At 70.7% G+C, this 14664-nt stretch carries 17 protein-coding genes; 8 read left to right on the top strand and 9 right to left on the bottom strand.

Annotated elements, in window-relative coordinates:
* Positions 1–204 precede the first annotated feature (204 nt).
* Positions 205–1302, top strand: a complete 1098-nt coding sequence (locus tag F4561_RS27965) for a LacI family DNA-binding transcriptional regulator (protein ID WP_312885672.1) — start codon at positions 205–207, stop codon at positions 1300–1302.
* A gap of 140 nt (positions 1303–1442) precedes the next feature.
* Here F4561_RS27965 and F4561_RS27960 read toward each other — a convergent pair whose 3' ends face one another.
* Both F4561_RS27960 and F4561_RS27955 read right to left on the bottom strand, forming a co-directional pair.
* Complete coding sequence (locus tag F4561_RS27960; RefSeq protein WP_184584609.1) at positions 1443–1637, bottom strand: DUF397 domain-containing protein; 195 nt, start codon at positions 1635–1637, stop codon at positions 1443–1445.
* Positions 1638–1645: 8 nt separating this feature from the next.
* Positions 1646–2485 carry a helix-turn-helix domain-containing protein gene (locus tag F4561_RS27955; RefSeq protein ID WP_246438174.1) on the bottom strand — a complete coding sequence of 280 codons (840 nt, stop codon included), beginning with the start codon at positions 2483–2485 and terminating at the stop codon, positions 1646–1648.
* Positions 2486–2709: 224 nt separating this feature from the next.
* Here F4561_RS27955 and F4561_RS27950 point away from each other — a divergent pair, with 224 nt between their 5' ends.
* The 3 genes from F4561_RS27950 to F4561_RS27940 all read left to right on the top strand — a co-directional run bounded on the left by F4561_RS27950 (position 2710) and on the right by F4561_RS27940 (position 4368).
* Entirely contained in the window at positions 2710–3108 is a 399-nt protein-coding gene (locus F4561_RS27950) for a hypothetical protein (protein ID WP_184584605.1), read from the top strand.
* Positions 3108–3329, top strand: coding sequence for a hypothetical protein (locus F4561_RS27945; protein ID WP_184584603.1), 222 nt, complete (start codon positions 3108–3110; stop codon positions 3327–3329). Before F4561_RS27950 ends, F4561_RS27945 begins: the two co-directional genes overlap by 1 nt.
* Positions 3330–3450: 121 nt before the next feature.
* Positions 3451–4368: an SDR family oxidoreductase gene (locus tag F4561_RS27940; RefSeq protein WP_184584601.1), complete on the top strand. Its 918-nt coding sequence runs from the start codon at positions 3451–3453 to the stop codon at positions 4366–4368.
* Here F4561_RS27940 and F4561_RS27935 read toward each other — a convergent pair.
* Entirely contained in the window at positions 4359–5327 is a 969-nt protein-coding gene (locus F4561_RS27935) for a helix-turn-helix transcriptional regulator (protein ID WP_184584599.1), read from the bottom strand. The two genes, F4561_RS27940 and F4561_RS27935, sit on opposite strands and share 10 nt — an antisense overlap.
* Before the next feature lie 126 nt (positions 5328–5453).
* Positions 5454–6053 carry a TetR/AcrR family transcriptional regulator gene (locus F4561_RS27930; protein WP_184584597.1) on the bottom strand — a complete coding sequence of 200 codons (600 nt, stop codon included), beginning with the start codon at positions 6051–6053 and terminating at the stop codon, positions 5454–5456.
* 64 nt (positions 6054–6117) lie between these two features.
* On the opposite strand from F4561_RS27930, the gene F4561_RS27925 reads away from it, so the two are divergent.
* Positions 6118–7320 (top strand): MFS transporter, encoded by a 1203-nt coding sequence (locus F4561_RS27925; protein WP_184584595.1) that lies wholly within the window; start codon positions 6118–6120, stop codon positions 7318–7320.
* A 93-nt stretch (positions 7321–7413) separates the two neighbouring features.
* Here F4561_RS27925 and F4561_RS27920 read toward each other — a convergent pair whose 3' ends face one another.
* Positions 7414–8289: a CPBP family intramembrane glutamic endopeptidase gene (locus F4561_RS27920; protein WP_184584593.1), complete on the bottom strand. Its 876-nt coding sequence runs from the start codon at positions 8287–8289 to the stop codon at positions 7414–7416.
* Positions 8290–8339: 50 nt separating this feature from the next.
* On the opposite strand from F4561_RS27920, the gene F4561_RS27915 reads away from it, so the two are divergent.
* Positions 8340–9011, top strand: a complete 672-nt coding sequence (locus F4561_RS27915) for a TetR/AcrR family transcriptional regulator C-terminal domain-containing protein (protein WP_184584591.1) — start codon at positions 8340–8342, stop codon at positions 9009–9011.
* Positions 9012–9315: 304 nt separating this feature from the next.
* Positions 9316–10809 (top strand): phenylacetate--CoA ligase family protein, encoded by a 1494-nt coding sequence (locus F4561_RS27910; protein WP_184584588.1) that lies wholly within the window; start codon positions 9316–9318, stop codon positions 10807–10809.
* A gap of 25 nt (positions 10810–10834) precedes the next feature.
* Here the strand turns inward: F4561_RS27910 and F4561_RS27905 are convergent, their stop codons facing one another.
* On the bottom strand, positions 10835–11227 hold the full coding sequence (locus F4561_RS27905) for a VOC family protein (RefSeq protein ID WP_184584586.1): 393 nt from the start codon (positions 11225–11227) through the stop codon (positions 10835–10837).
* Positions 11228–11381: 154 nt separating this feature from the next.
* On the opposite strand from F4561_RS27905, the gene F4561_RS27900 reads away from it, so the two are divergent.
* A complete protein-coding gene (locus F4561_RS27900) occupies positions 11382–12596 on the top strand; it encodes a serpin family protein (RefSeq protein ID WP_184584584.1) in 1215 nt (404 codons plus the stop codon).
* A gap of 39 nt (positions 12597–12635) precedes the next feature.
* On the opposite strand, the gene F4561_RS27895 is transcribed toward F4561_RS27900, so the two are convergent.
* The 3 genes from F4561_RS27895 to F4561_RS27885 form a co-directional block, all read right to left on the bottom strand.
* A complete protein-coding gene (locus F4561_RS27895; RefSeq protein WP_184584582.1) occupies positions 12636–12788 on the bottom strand; it encodes a hypothetical protein in 153 nt (50 codons plus the stop codon).
* 195 nt (positions 12789–12983) lie between these two features.
* Entirely contained in the window at positions 12984–13820 is an 837-nt protein-coding gene (locus F4561_RS27890) for a metal ABC transporter permease (protein ID WP_184584580.1), read from the bottom strand.
* Positions 13808–14662, bottom strand: coding sequence for a metal ABC transporter ATP-binding protein (locus tag F4561_RS27885; protein ID WP_184584578.1), 855 nt, complete (start codon positions 14660–14662; stop codon positions 13808–13810). The genes F4561_RS27890 and F4561_RS27885 overlap by 13 nt, the downstream gene beginning before the upstream one ends.
* Positions 14663–14664 lie beyond the last annotated feature (2 nt).

The following is a 14664-nucleotide window of genomic DNA, read 5'->3' as shown; positions in this document are numbered from 1 at the left end:
ATTACGAACAGCCACGTCACGAAATCGAAATGTCATCAGTGCGCGGGAGGTTGGCCGTGCGCCGCGCCGAGTCCGGAAGCCGCGGGCGCAATTCGTTGACACGTTTTAATACCCGGGGCGAGGATGGGCATACTGGTGTGTCGCGCCGGGGGGCGCACCCTCGCGTCGCCACCCGCATTCGAGCGAGAACCCTGGAGCGTTCCTGTGTCATTCGCCGCCGATCCCGCCGCGCCCGAACCGGTCCGGGGCGCCGCAGGCCGTCCGGTGGGGATCAACGAGGTCGCCGCGCGCGCCGGCGTCTCGCCCGCCACGGTCTCCAACGTGCTCAACCGGCCGGAACGGGTCGCCGGAGACACCCGGCGGCGCGTTGAGGAGGCGATCGCCGAGCTCGACTACGTGCGCAACTCCTCCGGCAGCAACCTGCGCTCCGGGCGCAGCGACTCCATCGGCCTGGTCGTGCACGACGTGACCAACCCCTTCTTCACCGAGGTCGCGCGGGGCGTGCAGGACGCGGCCGCCGGCGAGGGCCGCGCGGTGGTGCTGCTCAACTCCGACGAGCAGGCGAGCTGGCAGAGCCGTTCCCTGCGGCTCCTGGCCGAGCAGCGCGCCGCCGGAGCCGTGGTGATGCCGGTCGATGACGATATGTCCGACCTGCTGTGGCTGCGCGGCCGCGGCACCCCGTGGGTGGTGCTCGACCGGGGCGACGTCGGTGCGGACCTGGGGTGCAGCGTCACCGTCGACAACCATGCGGGAGGGCTGGCAGCGGGCCGACACCTGATCGGCCTCGGCCACGAACGCGTCACGTTCGTCAGCGGGCCGCTGGGCATCGAGCAGTGCGCGCGGCGGCTCGACGGACTGCGCGCGGCGTGCGAGGAGAGCGGGCTCGCCCCCGAGCGGGCGATCCGGGTGGTCGAGACACCGCAGCTCAATCCGCGCTCCGGCGAACAGGCGGTGGAGGAGGTACTCGCCGGCGGGCCGCGGCGCCGCCCGCAGGCGGCGTTCTGCGCCAACGACCAGCTCGCCCTGGGACTCCTCAAGAGCCTGGGCGCGCGGGGGCTGCGCGTCCCCGACGACCTCTCCGTCGTGGGCTACGACGACGTGGACGTCGCCGGTCTCGTGCACCCGGGCCTGACCACGGTGGCCCAGCCCAAGTACGAGCTGGGCCGGGCGGCCATGCGCCTGCTGCACTCCGAACTCTCCGACGCCGACCACGTGCACCAGCGGCTGCGGTTCGAGCCGGAACTAGTAGTACGCGGCTCAACCGCGCCCGCGACAGTCGCCACCCCGGAACACCACGGCTGACCGACGGGTCCGGCGCGGTGCTGCCGACAGGCTGACGGCGCGGTGTCTGGTCGCGCACTCCCATGGCGGATAGCATGACCGCGGGAATAGGTACGAAGGGCCCCAACCGTTTGGTTGGGGCCCTTCGTTATTGGGTCGGGTTACAGGCGGCCGGCCTGGACATCGGTCAGGAACGCGCTCCACTCAGCAGTCGGAACGGAGATGTGGCCCTGTTCTGGGTTCTGGGAGTCGCGGACGGCTGCGCCCTCGGAGAGGGTGGCCACCTCAACGCAGTTGTTCCGGTCGCTGTAGCTGGACTTGCGGAACGCCAGGTGGGATGGGAATAGGTGTTTCATCTCGGCCTCTAAATCAGGTTCTTCAGAATCTGAAGCGATGCTTCTGGGTGGCGTGCGCTGGTTCTTACATGGTCGAACAGCTTGCGGTATCGATCTACGTCCTCTGCCTCTTCGAGGTAGAGGCCATCGGTGTCGGTTTCCAGGTAGACCACGGGGCTCATGGTTTCGCCGAAGCCGAGGATCACGAAGGGTCCTTGCAGCCCGGCGTGCATGCCGCTCGCGAACGGGAGGACCTGGATCGTCACGGAGTTGTCCGCCTCGGCCATGTCGATCAGGTGCTGGAGCTGCTTTTGGAACACGGACAGATTCGTCTGGAACCGGAGCAGTGCCGCCTCATCGATCACTGCCCATAGCTCCGGGGCGTTCGATCTGGTGAGGATCTCCTGTCGCTGCCGACGTGTCTCGACTGCCCGGTTCACGTCTACCTCGCTGCGGTAGAGGCTGGCACGCATGAGCAGCTCCACATACTCGGGAGTCTGCAGCAACCCGGGAATCCGGGCGAGTTCGTAGGTGTGGATGGTGCTGGCCTCGGCCTCGAACCCGGGGAAGTCATCGGTGAAGACGTCGCTGTACTTGGTCCACCAGCCCTTCTCCCGAGCTTTGCGAGTCAGCTCCAGGACGGCCTCGCGACGCCGTTCGTCAGTCACGCCGTAGGTGTCGAGGAAGCCTTTGATCTCCATCACTGAGGGGTAGAGCCGGACGCCGGTCTCCAGGTTGGAGATCTTGCCTGCCGACCACTCGGTCATCTCGGCGACCTGCTCGATGCTCAACCCGGCGTCGCGCCGTGCACGCTTCAGCTCTGCGGACAGCCGCCGGCGCCGGATAGACGGCTTCTTCTGGTCGGCCAATTCGCTGCCTCCGCTCTGGTCCTCACCTCGGACTTTACGAGCGGAGTCTGATCTACGCGAATCACTCACCGTGAACCTTTCAAGTGTGAAGCGGGCGTTTGTGATGGTCGATATGGTGAACCATCTTCCCATGATGACTTGAAAACCTGAAGATTCAGAGTCAACATGGAGGAACCTATTCCCCGCCGGCCCTCCCAGCCGGCACATCCCCGAGGAGTCGCACTATGCGATACCTGTCCCTGTTGGTGATCCCGCTCGTGCTGGCGCTCGTCGGCGCCGCGCGGCGCCCCGGACGGCATGTACGGCGCGCCGCACCGAGCCCCGCGCCCATCCGTAGCTCTCGCGTCCGCCCCTACGCGCAGCCGATCCCGGTCACCGAGCCGCCGCCGGCCTATGAGGTCCCGCCCCGTGCGCTGTTGGTGCGGCCCTATGTCCTTGACGCCGGCCACTGCGCGCGGCGCCGCGCCGCACAGCGCGAGCCGGACCAGACACGCACCGATGCCCGCCGGCTGGGCCGCCTGGTCCTGAAGGACCTCTCCCATCCCGCTGTGCGGGTGCCCGCACCCACACCCGCGCCGGATAGCACCCCGCCGGCCAGGCGCGCACTCGTGGGGGTGCACTGATGAGCACCACCTACTGCGAGATCCGCGAGGTGGCCGACATGGCCGCCCTGCGTGGCTGGGCGACCGCTATGGGCGTGCACGTCCAGCGCCACGGGACCACGCTGGAGGGCCACGACATCTTCAGCGCCACCCACGGCGTGACCACGCTCGTGTGCGTGGTGCCCGCCGACAGGGCTGTACTGCCCCCGCCGGTGTGGCGCTCACCGTTCGAGCGCGTGTAGCCCCCGCGCGGCCACCACCCGCCCTCCCGGGTGGTGGCCGCGCGGGCCCGGCGGCACCGGCGGGAAATCGCCGGTGAAACCCTGACGGTGGGTGGCGGGGTTCGCTGCGATCGTGACCGGTATGAACAAGGATCTGACTGGCAAAGTGGCGTTGGTGGCCGGGGGGACCCGGGGAGCGAGCAGGGCGATCGCGGTAGAGCTCGGCCGCAGCGGAGCGGAGGTGTACGTCACGGGACGCACCACCCGGGAGGAGCGCTCCGAGGTGGACCGTTCGGAGACGATCGAGGGCACCGTGGATCTCATCGGCGAGGCGGGCGGCTCGGGCGTGGCCGTCCGCGTCGATCACCTCGACCCCGATGAGGTGCGCGGGCTGGCCGAGCGTATCGACGCCGAGCACGGGCGGCTCGACATCCTGGTCGACGGGGTCTGGGGCGGCGACGACTACATCGGATGGGCCACGCCGGTGTGGGAGCACTCGCTGGACGCGAGCCTACGCATGGTCCGGCTCGGGATCGACTCCCACATCATCACCAGCCACCACCTCCTTCCACTGGTGATTCGCCAGCCAGGCGGTCTGGTGGTGGACATGACCGACGGCACCGCCGAGTACAACGCGAAGTTCCGCGAGGGCACCTCGCTGGCCTTCTACGTCGCCAAGACGGCCGCCCACAACCTCGCCATCGCCCAGGCCGCGGAGACCCGGGACCACGAGTGCACGGCGGTGGCGATGACCCCGGGCTGGATCCGCTCGGAGGCGATGCTGGACATCTTCGGCGTCACCGAGGACACCTGGCGCGACGCGCTGGAGGAGCAACCGCACTTCGCGATCTCGGAGTCGCCGACGTTCGTCGGGCGCGCGGTCGCGGCGCTGGCCGCCGACCCGGAGAGGGCCCGCTTCTCCGGGCAGACGCTGAACAGTGGGCAGCTCGCCAAGGTCTACGGCTTCGACGACGTCGACGGCAGCCGCCCGGACGGGTGGCGCTACATGGTGGAAGTGGCGGGGCAGGACAAGCCCGCGGACACCACCGGTTACCGGTGACGGTCGGCCATCCGCCGTGCGGTGTCGGCGAACGCCGCCCGCACGGCGGGCGGCCCGATGACCTCGACGTCGGTTCCGAGGGCGAGAAGCTGCCCGGCCGCGATCTGGGAGTCCTCCTCCAGCGGCAGCTCGACCTCGCGCCACCCCTCGGTGTCCGGCGGGCCGGCGTTGTCGAGGGCCGAGACTGCGAGGTCGGTGTCGATGAGCGCGGGCAGGGAGCGGGCGCCGAAGGGACCCAACCGCACCCGAACCGGGACGCGCTGCAGTGACTTCTCGAACTGCGCCGAGGAGTGCTCCCACCAGCCCGCGAGGTCGAACCCGGCCGGCCGTTCGAAGTGATCGTCGAGTTCCTCGGTGCCGGTAACGCGGCTGACGCGGTAGGTGCGCAGGTTGCCGTCCGCGCGGGCCACGAGATACCACACCCCGGCCTTGAGCACCAGACCGAGCGGGTCCAGCTCGCGTTCGACGGTGCGGTCGCTGCGGCGGTAGCTCACCCGCAGGCGCCGCTGCTCCCACACCGCGCGGGCCATTCCGGCCAGGTGCTCGGTCTCCTCCGAGCGGCGGAACCACGCCGGGGCGTCCAGGTGGAACCGCTCGGAGATGTGCTGCGCCTGCTCGCGCAGCGGCGCCGGCAGGGTGGCCGAGACCTTGGCGTGCGCCGCGGAGACCGCGGTGCCGAGCCCGAGCTCGGCGAGCGCCCGCGGAGCGCCCATGGCGAAGAGCGCGACGGCCTCCCGCGAGGTGAGCCCGTCGATCCGGGTGCGCCACCCGTCGACGAGGCGGATGCCGCCGTTGCGCCCGGCTTCGGTCCACACCGGAACGCCGAGATCCCGCAGTGCGGCGACGTCGCGGTGCATGGTCCGCTCGGAGACCCCGAGCGACTCCGCCAGTTCCGCGATAGTCGCGTTGCGCCGACTCTGCAGGGTGAACACCAGCGCCACCAACCGCTCCGCACGCACAGCTCCAGGTTAGGGCCGGCAGGACCCCGGATGCGTCGCCATGTTCGGGTCCATCGGGGACGCCGTAGCGACCGCGACGGCGAGCACGACAACCACCGCGATCGCGTAGGGCGCGAAGCGGACACCTCAGCGCGGGCGGGAGGAGTGGGAGTGCCCAACGTAGGTGTCGATCCAGGCGCACAGGTTGTCGAGCGCGGCCTCGGCCCGCTCCTGATCGCCGGTGATGAGGTAGTCGCCTTCGAGGCCACTGAAGGCCGCGTTGAGCAGGCTCGCCTGGACCATGGCAGCTTCGTTGGGCACTCCTCGAACGACCAGGCAGGAGGCGACGAACTCGGCGCGGCCGCGCACGAAGCCCGGGACGGCGGCGGGAAGCCTTCCGCCGGCGGCCAGTCCCTCGATCTCGCGGATGAGGCGCGTCATGGCGATCTCGTCCGGCCTCATGTTTCGTTCCCAGGCCGCCCGAACGATGTGGGACACGGGCGTCGAGGGGTCGTCCCATCCCGGGGTGGAGCGCAGTGCCGTGTGCTGCAGTTCGTCGAGCCGCTCCAGGACCGCCCAGAGGAGGGCGCTCTTGTCGGGGAAGTGGTGGGTCAGCACACGCGTGCTCTGGCCCAACCCTTCGGCGAGGGCGCGCAGCGAGACGTTCGCGATGCCCGTGTGGGTGAGCTGCGTGATCACCGCGTCCACGACCTCGCGTCGCCGTCGCGGATCAGCGGTCCTGGGCATGCGCGGGGTGTCTCCTTCTCTCGCCTGGGTCAAGCATTAGGGTAACAGTTGTTACCCTAACGCGGTGTGGAACAACTCCCGACGACCCCCCGTGTGGCTCGCCGCGCTGACACTGGCGGCTTTCGCCGTCCAGACGGATGACTTCATCATCATCGGGGTCCTCCCCGCCATCGCTTCCGACCTGGATGTCTCGGAGGCCGCGGCCGGCCAGCTCGTGACCATCTACTCTCTCGTCTACGCCCTCACCGCACCACTCTGGGCGTTCCTGCTCTCCCGGGTACCGCTGAGAACCGCGCTGCTCGGGTCCCTCGCCGTCTTCTCGGCGGCGAACTTCGCGGTGCCGCTCGCCGGTTCCTTCCCCGCCCTCGTGGCGCTTCGGGTCATCGCGGCGTTGGCCGCGGCGGTCGTCCTGCCCTGCGCGTTGGCGGCTGCCAGCACCGGTGCTCCGTCCGGGCGAAGAGGGCGCTACCTGGCCACGGTCATGACCGGCCTGACCGGCGCGATCCTGGTCGGCGTCCCCGCGGGAACGTGGATCGGAGCAACCCTCGACTGGCGGGCGACGTTCGTCTTCGGTGGGCTGCTCGGCGTGGCCGCCCTGGTTCTCGTCCGCGCACTGCCCGGCGCGGTGTCCGACGCTCAGGACGAGGAACGCTCGATCGGTACCCTGCTCCGTCCCATGCTGAACCGGGCCGTCGCCGCCATCCTCCTCATCACAGTGCTCACGGTGGCGGGAAACCTCGCCTTCCAGACCTACATCTCGGTGGTGCTGGCGGGACTCGCGGGTGTCACCCCGGGCCTGCTCGCGGTGCTCCTGGTGTGCTCGGGGATCGGTGGGCTTCTCGGCACGCGTGCCTCCGGTCGGCTCGTGGACCGCTTCGGGGCGGTGCCCGCGTTCCTCGCCGCCGGGATGCTCTTCTGTGCGGCGATGTCCGCGTTCGCGCTGCTCTGGCTCGCGCGCCCGGTTCCCGTCCCCTTCGCCACCGTCCTGCTGGTGCTCTGGTCGGCCGCCGCGTGGGCGGTGCCACCGACCCTGCAGGCCCTGATGCTCGACCGGGTTGGCGCCCGAACCGCGGCACAGGCGATGGCGGTCCACAGCAGCTCCGTCTACGTGGGGGCGGCCCTGGGTGGGACGGTGGGTGGGGCCGTGACCGCCTCGGGTGTCGGTCTCGTCCCACTCGCCGCTGCCCTGTCGATGGCGCTGGGGCTGGCCCTGAGCCCGCTGGCGCGCTCCACCACGACGGCGCGAGAGCCCAGCGGAGACGGTTGACGTAGTGCCCGTACGGCCGCACTGTCTCTTTGCCGACGCGTGTACCGGTGGGCGGTTGTTCCGCCCACCGGTGGTGGTTGGCCGTGGAGTTTTCTAGCGCTCGGCGTCGTTTGGCTGGCGCGCCCCCAGGCGGCCGCGGGTCGCGACCACGAGGACCACCGCGACGAGGGCGACGAGCGCGACCTCGCCCGGCCCGGCGGGGTCGCCCACCGCGGCGGCCTTGAGGCTTGAGACGACGTTGATCGCGGCGTGCGCGATCACTGTGGCGAACACGCCGCCGCGGGCGGAGTTGAAGATGTAGCCGAGCACGACCGTGAGACCGACGCAGAGCAGGGCGTAGGCGGGGAAGTACATGTCCGACTGGGCGGTGCCCGCCATGGCGGCCAGCGGGGCGTGCCAGACCGCCCAGGTCAATCCGAGCACCAGGTTCGCCGCCAGCGGGGAAAGGGCGCCCTGGAGACGGGGGAGCGCGAAGCCCCGCCACCCCAGCTCCTCGTTGCCGCCGCCGGCCAGCGCGATGAGCAGGAACTGGGCGGGCAGCAGCGGCAGGGCCGCACCCAGTGCGGCGCTGTCCACTGATGTTTCCTGCAGGAACACCGGGAATGTCGCGGAGGCCGCGATGGCCAGGACGACCACCACCGCGATCGCGTAGGGCGTGAACCCGCCCCTGCGTCGGGGGGCGTAGCGCCGCAAGAGGGCGCCCACCCCGGACCATCCCTGGGTGGCCCCGGTGACGCTTACCGCCGCCACCATCGGCCCGAAACTGCCGATGATCACGGCAGGCATCGGGTTGCCGCCCGCGATCAGGAGGGAGCCGGCCCACCAGACGGTCCAGGAGAAAGCGAAGGCGATCAGGAAGAAGGCGGTGAGGCCGCGCGGCGCAAGGGTCGTCGTGCGCGCCGGGTCGGCTGCGGGTGCGGAGGGGTGCGGTCGTGTTGGTGCGAAGTGAGTAGCCATACGGAGAAACATACACTGTTGGATATCATCCAACAAAGTATGATTCCGAGTATTCTGTTGGAATGGATGACCCACAACCCGGCCAGCAGTTCGACAGCGTCTTCCACCGACCGCAGAGGGGGCGCAGATCCCAGCCCGCGCTCAGCCGCGAGCGCATCGTCGCCGCGACGATCGCGCTGCTCGACCGCGACGGCGCCTCCGCGCTGACGATGCGCAAGGTCGCCGCCGAGCTCGGGGTGCACGCGACGAGCCTCTACTGGTACGTGCAACGCCGCGAGGACCTCGTGGACCTGGCCGTGGACGAGATCCTGGCCGAGGCCGCCGCGGTTCTCCCAGGCCCGGACGTACCCTGGGACACCGCGGTCAAGGAGACCGCCCGTCGGTTCTACGCGGCGCTGATCGCCCATACCTGGGCGGCGGAGTTCGCCGGCTCCCGGCCACTGATCGGCCCGAACGCGGTCGCCCTGTCGCGGCGGGTCATCGTCGCGCTGCACGAGTGCGGCTGCGGGGAGGAGACGCAGGCGGTGGCGATCCGGGCGGTTTCCAACCAGATCCTCGGCGCGGCCACGTCGGCTGTCGCGATGCGCGCGATGAGGTCAGGTCCCTCGGGCGCGCACGATGACGCCCTGGCCGCCGCGGTGTCGGTGCCGGACGCGCTCGCCGTGGAGAACACCTACTTTGACCAGGTGCTGGATCTGGTGGTGGCGGGGATCAAGACGCGACGCGACACCTAGCCAGCGGCGGCCGCCCACAGCAGCGGGCCCCAGCGAGCCGGTGCTCGCTGGGGCCTCTCACTGGTCTGGGGGTTCGACGCGGCGGTCGCCTCTCGGCGCGTGGCACAACGTGGTTCCGAGACCGCCCGCCACCCGGGGGTGGCAGGGCGCGGTATTCCGCGAAGGCAAATTGTTGGAGCCCGGGGACACTTATTACCGCGCCGAACCCACACCCCATAACAGTGGACCCCGGCCCGGAATTCCTGAGCGGGGCCGCCCGTACGAACACGCCCCCGACCGAAGGCCGGGCCGGTACGCTCGGCGCATGGACGCCGACCGCCCCGACCTGGTTGTGGCCGCCCTGCGCGAGTTCTTCAGTACCCGGCCGCCAGCGCCCGACGACCCCGAGGCGCACGTTGTCGACCTCTTCCACCGGGTCGCGGACTCGGTACCGGCATACCGCCACTTCCTGCGAGCCAACAATGTCGACCCGGACACCGTGCGGTCGTTCACCGACTTTCGGCAGCTCCCGCTGCTCTCGAAGGAGAACTACCACCGCCGCTACCCGCTGCCGCAACTGTGCCGCGACGGCCGGATGGACGGGTGCGACATGGTGGCGGTGTCCTCCGGCTCCACCGGCCAGCCCACATTCTGGCCGCGCTTCTTGACCGACGAGCTGAGCGTGGCCACCCAGTTCGAGCGGGTGTTCGCCGACAGCTTCGCAGCAGACCAGCGAAGCACGCTCGCGGTGGTGTGCTTTCCGCTGGGCACCTGGGTGGGCGGGCTGTACACCACAGCCTGTGTCCGCCACCTGGCGGCCAAGGGGTACCCGGTCACGGTGGTGGCTCCGGGCAACAACAAGGCCGAGATCCTGCGGGTGATCCCCGAGCTGGGGCCGCATGTCGACCAGGTGGTGCTCCTCGGGTACCCCCCGTTCGTCAAGGACGTGATCGACAGCGGACCCGCCGCCGGAGTGGAGTGGGCGCGCTACTCCCTCAAGCTGGTGCTGGCCGGAGAGGTGTTCAGCGAGGAGTGGCGCGCCCTGGTGGGCCAGCGGTCGGGAATGACCGACCCCGACCACGACTCAGCGGCCCTGTACGGAACCGCGGACGCCGGTGTGCTCGGCCACGAGACACCGCTGTCGGTACGTGTCCGCCGGTTCCTGGCCGCCAACCCCGGCGCCGCGCGGGAGCTGTTCGGCGAGTCGCGGCTGCCGACCCTGGTCCAGTACGACCCCACCCACCGGTACTTCGAGACCCACGAGGGGACGCTGCTGTTCTCCGGGGACAACGGCGTGCCGCTGATCCGGTACCACATCGCCGACGAGGGGGGACTGGTCTCCTACGGCGACATGCTCGCGTTCTGCGCGCGCCACGGCCTCGACCTTGGTCCCGACGAGGTGGGCTCCGCCCGGCGGCTGCCTTTCGCGTACGTGTTCGGCCGGTCCCAGTTCACCGTGTCCTACTTCGGAGCGAACATCTACCCGGAGAACGTCACGGTGGGGCTGGAACAGGCGGAGGTGAGCGCCTGGGTCACCGGAAAGTTCGTCCTGGAGACCGCGGAGGACGCCGACAGCGACCGGCAGTTGCGGCTCGTCGTCGAACTGGCGCCCGGCGAGGAGCCCACGGTGGACCGGCAACGGACGGTCGCTGAGTCGGTCCGGGACCAGCTGCTCCGCCTCAACAGCGAGTTCGCGAACTACGTGCCCCCCGAGCGCCAGCTCCCGCACACGGCCCTGCTCCCGGCCGGCGACCCGGAGTATTTCCCCGTCGGCGTCAAACACCGTTACACGCGCCCTTCCGGCACGCGCTCCAGCTGACCCGCCAGTGCGCCCACCGCCGGGCTCACGGTGGGCCGAGCAGGTCCCAGCGGTTGCCGGCGATGTCGGTGAACACGGCGACCCGCCCGTAGGGCTCGGTGCGCGGAACGGTCACGAACTCGACGCCGGCGGCCACCATGCGTTCGTGGGCGGCGTCGAAGTCGTCGACCCGCAGAAAGAACCCGACCCGGCCGGCGATCTGGTTTCCGACAGCGGCGGACTGCTCCGTACCGTCCGCGCGGGCGAGCAGGATGCCCGTTTCCCCGCCCGGAGGGCGGACGACCACCCACCGCTTCGGCCGGCCGTCGTTGGTCCGCGACGGCGAGTCCTCCACCAGGTCGAACCCCAGGGTATCGACGAAGAACCCGATGGCGTGGTCGTAGTCGTCAACGATGATCGTGACCAGGTCGATCCGCATGACCGCGGAGCCTACAGGACGGCGGTTGACGTACCGCCCGTACGGCCGTGCCGCCTCTTCCGGTGCCGGTACCGGTCACACTGCTGCGCCGTGCCGCCGCATGGTGCGAAAGTGCGGGAGATCCGAGAGAAGAGCAGTCGATGGTGGAGTTCCCATGACAGGTGAGGCAGTGCGCGCCGCCAACACTCTGACGGCCCGGTGGGTGGCGGCTGAAGGCACCAGCACCGACACGTCGACCGCACTTTCGGGCGCCGGATTGTGGCCGCTCTTGGCACTTCTGGCCGCAGCCGCGGACGGTGCCGGCCGGCGCGAGCTGGCGGCGGCCGCGGGCGTCGACACCGACGGTGCCGAACGGCACGCGTGCGAGCTGCTGGACCTCGTCGCCGCAAGCGCCTCGACCCGCGCGGCTCTGGGCGTGTGGGCGCGCGCCGATCTTTTGATCGACCCCTGGTGGCGCGACACCGTCCCCAGCACAGCTCAGGGTGAGCTGGCCGGAGATACCGCCACCGACCAGGCCCGGTTGGACGAGTGGGTGCGACGGCATACCGATGGGCGGCTGACCCGGATGCCGATCAGCGTCGATCCCGACACTCTGCTGGTGCTGGCGACCGCGCTGAGCATCCGGACGCGGTGGCGCACGCCGTTCGACGATGTGGCGCACCTTCCGAAGGACGGGCCGTGGGCCGCACGCGAACGCCCCATATCGGCCCTCAGGCGCAGTACAGGCGATCTTGACCAGCTCGCCGTCGCCGCGACCTCGTCGGGAGCGGTCACGCTGGTCACCGTGGAGGGGGAGGATGACCTCGACGTGCACCTTCTGGTGGGGAAGGCCGGCCGCGCGCCGAACGATGTCGTCACCGCTGGGATCGAGACGTTCAACGGCCGCCACCGCGTGCGCCGCGGAGCCGACCTGCTGAAGGCGCGTCGGGTCCGCGGGGCTCCGGGTGTGGAACTGCGGCAGGTCGCCGCTTTCAGCCCGGAGCCCGTTCTGACCGTCACGACCACGCGCTTCACCGTCTCTGCCCAGCATGACCTCCTGGAACGCGCGGAGCTGTTCGGTCTCGCCGCGGTCTCCACCCTCGCGGCACACGGGCACTTTCCCCGGATCAGCGAGTTCCCCTTAGGCATCGGCCAGGCTCGGCAGGATGCCACCGCCGACTTCAGCGCGGAGGGATTCACGGCGGCCGCGGTCACTACCGCGGGGGCGTTCCCGATGGGGGGCTCCGCGGGCACGGCGTACGAGCTGAGTGTCCGCATCGACCGGCCGTTCGGTTTCCTGGCCACGCACCGGCCCAGCGGGCTCGTCCTGCTCGCCGGCTGGGTCGCCGAACCGCGGGACTGGCCGGACGCCCGTGCCGCGGCGTGGTGAGCCCCCGCGCCGTGATGATCCGAACGGTGCCGGACGTGGTCAAATATCGAGGCCGGCGAGGGCGAGCCGGGCGACCTCCTGCTGCCAGACGAGGGTGTCGTTGAACCCCGGACCGAGGTCCGGGAGCTCCGCGAGGTCCTCCTCCGGGATGGCGGTGGGGGTTCCGCCGCCGCGGGTGGTGTCCAGGCGCATGCGGGCGGGTTCGGCGTTTCGCGCCGGTGAGCCGGTGTGGGGCCCGCCACATCACCCGTGAAGCGCTAAAGGATTGACAATTTTACCAATTCCGTCAAGGCTGATCATCCACTGCGGGCTGGGCATGGCGGAACGCGTTCCTGGTGGGGTTGACTGTTCCGCGACCGGGTGAGCGCCGGGAGAAGCTGTGGGGCGCTACGCGGAGGCTGCGGCCCACGCCCGCAGCGCCCCCGCGTACAGCCAGGCCAGGGCGAGGAGGGCGGTCTGGCTGAGCACGACCGCGGGACCCGAGGCGATGTCGGCGTACCACGACAGGTACATCCCGGGCACCGCGGCCGCCGCGCCGAAGAAGGCGGACAGCAGCAGCATGCGTTCGAACCGGTTGGTCAGCAGCCGCGCCGTCGCCGGCGGGATGGCCACCGCGGCGGCGACCAGCAGGACGCCGAGGACCCGCATCGACGCGACGATGCCAGCGGTGAGAAGCAGCGCGAACAGTGCCTCGCAGCGGCCGACGCGCACCCCGTGGGCGGCGGCCACGCCGGGGTCGAAGGTGGTGAACAGAAGGGGCCGGTAACGGGCGAACAGCACCGCCGCGACCACCGCGGCCACCGTGCCGATGAGCAGCACATCCGACTCGGAGACACCGAGCACCGAGCCGAACAGGAAGGCGTCCAGGTTGAGCCGGATGTCGCGCGCCGCGCTGATGATGGCGATGCCGGCGGCGAACGACGCCGTCGTCACGATCCCGATCGCGGTGTCGGCGTGCAGCCCGTGCCGCCGGCTCACCCGGTCGATCAGCACCGCCGACACGAACGCCCACACGCCGGCCCCGAGCAGCAGGCTGACGTTGAGCAGCCCGGCCACGGCCGCACCGCCGATGACCGAGTGGGAGAGCCCATGGGCGATGTAGGACATCCGGCGCACCACCACGAACGCGCCGAGGGCCGCGCACGTGGCCCCGGCGAGAACCAGGGCCAGCAGCGCACGGCCGAAGTAGTCGTAGGCGACGAACGGGTCGGTCAGACACTCCACGGTGGCTCCTCATGGCCCCGGACCGCCGCCGCGGCCGGGGCCGGCTCCTGGCCGGCCCCGGCGAGCAGCGGCGCCGGGTCGGCCACGAGCACCAGGTTCCCGTCGTGGATGACGCGGACCTCCGCCCCGTAGGTGGCGCGCAGCACCGGCGGGTGGAGAACGGCCTCGGGCGGGCCGTCGGCCACCACGCGGCCGGCCAGGCAGACCAGCCGGGGCAGGTGCGTGGCCACGAAGTTCAGGTCATGGGTGGTCAGGACGACCGTCATCCCCTCGGCGTTCAGCTCCGCGAGCAGGTGCAGCACGTCGTGCCGCGTCCGCAGGTCCACGCCGGAGGTGGGCTCGTCGAGCAGCAGCAGTCGCGGACGCCGCACCAGCGCACGCGCCAGGAACGCCCGCTGCAGCTCCCCACCGGACAGCTCCGCGATGGCCTGCCGGGCGAGCGGCTCCAGCCCGAGCCGCGCGAGGATGGCGCGGGCGGCGTGCCGCTCCCCGGCGGTGTGCCAGGGCCGGAGGCCGTTGCCGAGCCCCTGCAGGGCAACCTGTTCCACGGTGATGGGAAACGAGGTGTCGGCCGCTCCGACCTGCGGCACGTAGCCGACGTCGCGGCTGGGCCGGCCGTGGCGCACCGGCGCGCCGAACACGCTGACACCGCCGCGCAGCAGGCGGCAGCCCCCAGTCAGCGCCCGGATCAGGGTCGTCTTTCCGGAGCCGGACGGCCCGACCGCCCCGATGAACCCGCCCGGCTCGATGTGCAGGTCGACGCCGCTAAGGACCGGTGCGCGGCCGTATCCGAGATCGGCACCGGTGATGCGCACGGCCGGAGGCGGGGGCGCTGGTGTCATGG

The sequence above is a fragment of the Lipingzhangella halophila genome, assembly GCF_014203805.1.
In the GTDB taxonomy this organism is placed as follows: domain Bacteria; phylum Actinomycetota; class Actinomycetes; order Streptosporangiales; family Streptosporangiaceae; genus Lipingzhangella; species Lipingzhangella halophila.
The sequence above is the reverse complement of the archived record's forward strand: the minus strand, read 5'-3'. Positions and strand labels throughout refer to the sequence as shown.

Coding starts and splice junctions, on each gene's coding strand:
- F4561_RS27945 (WP_184584603.1), top strand. CDS start 3,108: ATGAGCACCACCTACTGCGAGATCCGCGAGGTGGCCGACATGGCCGCC.
- F4561_RS27920 (WP_184584593.1), bottom strand. CDS start 8,289: ATGTTTCTCCGTATGGCTACTCACTTCGCACCAACACGACCGCACCCC.
- F4561_RS27900 (WP_184584584.1), top strand. CDS start 11,382: ATGACAGGTGAGGCAGTGCGCGCCGCCAACACTCTGACGGCCCGGTGG.
- F4561_RS27950 (WP_184584605.1), top strand. CDS start 2,710: ATGCGATACCTGTCCCTGTTGGTGATCCCGCTCGTGCTGGCGCTCGTC.
- F4561_RS27930 (WP_184584597.1), bottom strand. CDS start 6,053: ATGCCCAGGACCGCTGATCCGCGACGGCGACGCGAGGTCGTGGACGCG.
- F4561_RS27915 (WP_184584591.1), top strand. CDS start 8,340: ATGGATGACCCACAACCCGGCCAGCAGTTCGACAGCGTCTTCCACCGA.
- F4561_RS27885 (WP_184584578.1), bottom strand. CDS start 14,662: ATGACACCAGCGCCCCCGCCTCCGGCCGTGCGCATCACCGGTGCCGAT.
- F4561_RS27905 (WP_184584586.1), bottom strand. CDS start 11,227: ATGCGGATCGACCTGGTCACGATCATCGTTGACGACTACGACCACGCC.
- F4561_RS27940 (WP_184584601.1), top strand. CDS start 3,451: ATGAACAAGGATCTGACTGGCAAAGTGGCGTTGGTGGCCGGGGGGACC.
- F4561_RS27910 (WP_184584588.1), top strand. CDS start 9,316: ATGGACGCCGACCGCCCCGACCTGGTTGTGGCCGCCCTGCGCGAGTTC.
- F4561_RS27895 (WP_184584582.1), bottom strand. CDS start 12,788: ATGCGCCTGGACACCACCCGCGGCGGCGGAACCCCCACCGCCATCCCG.
- F4561_RS27960 (WP_184584609.1), bottom strand. CDS start 1,637: ATGAAACACCTATTCCCATCCCACCTGGCGTTCCGCAAGTCCAGCTAC.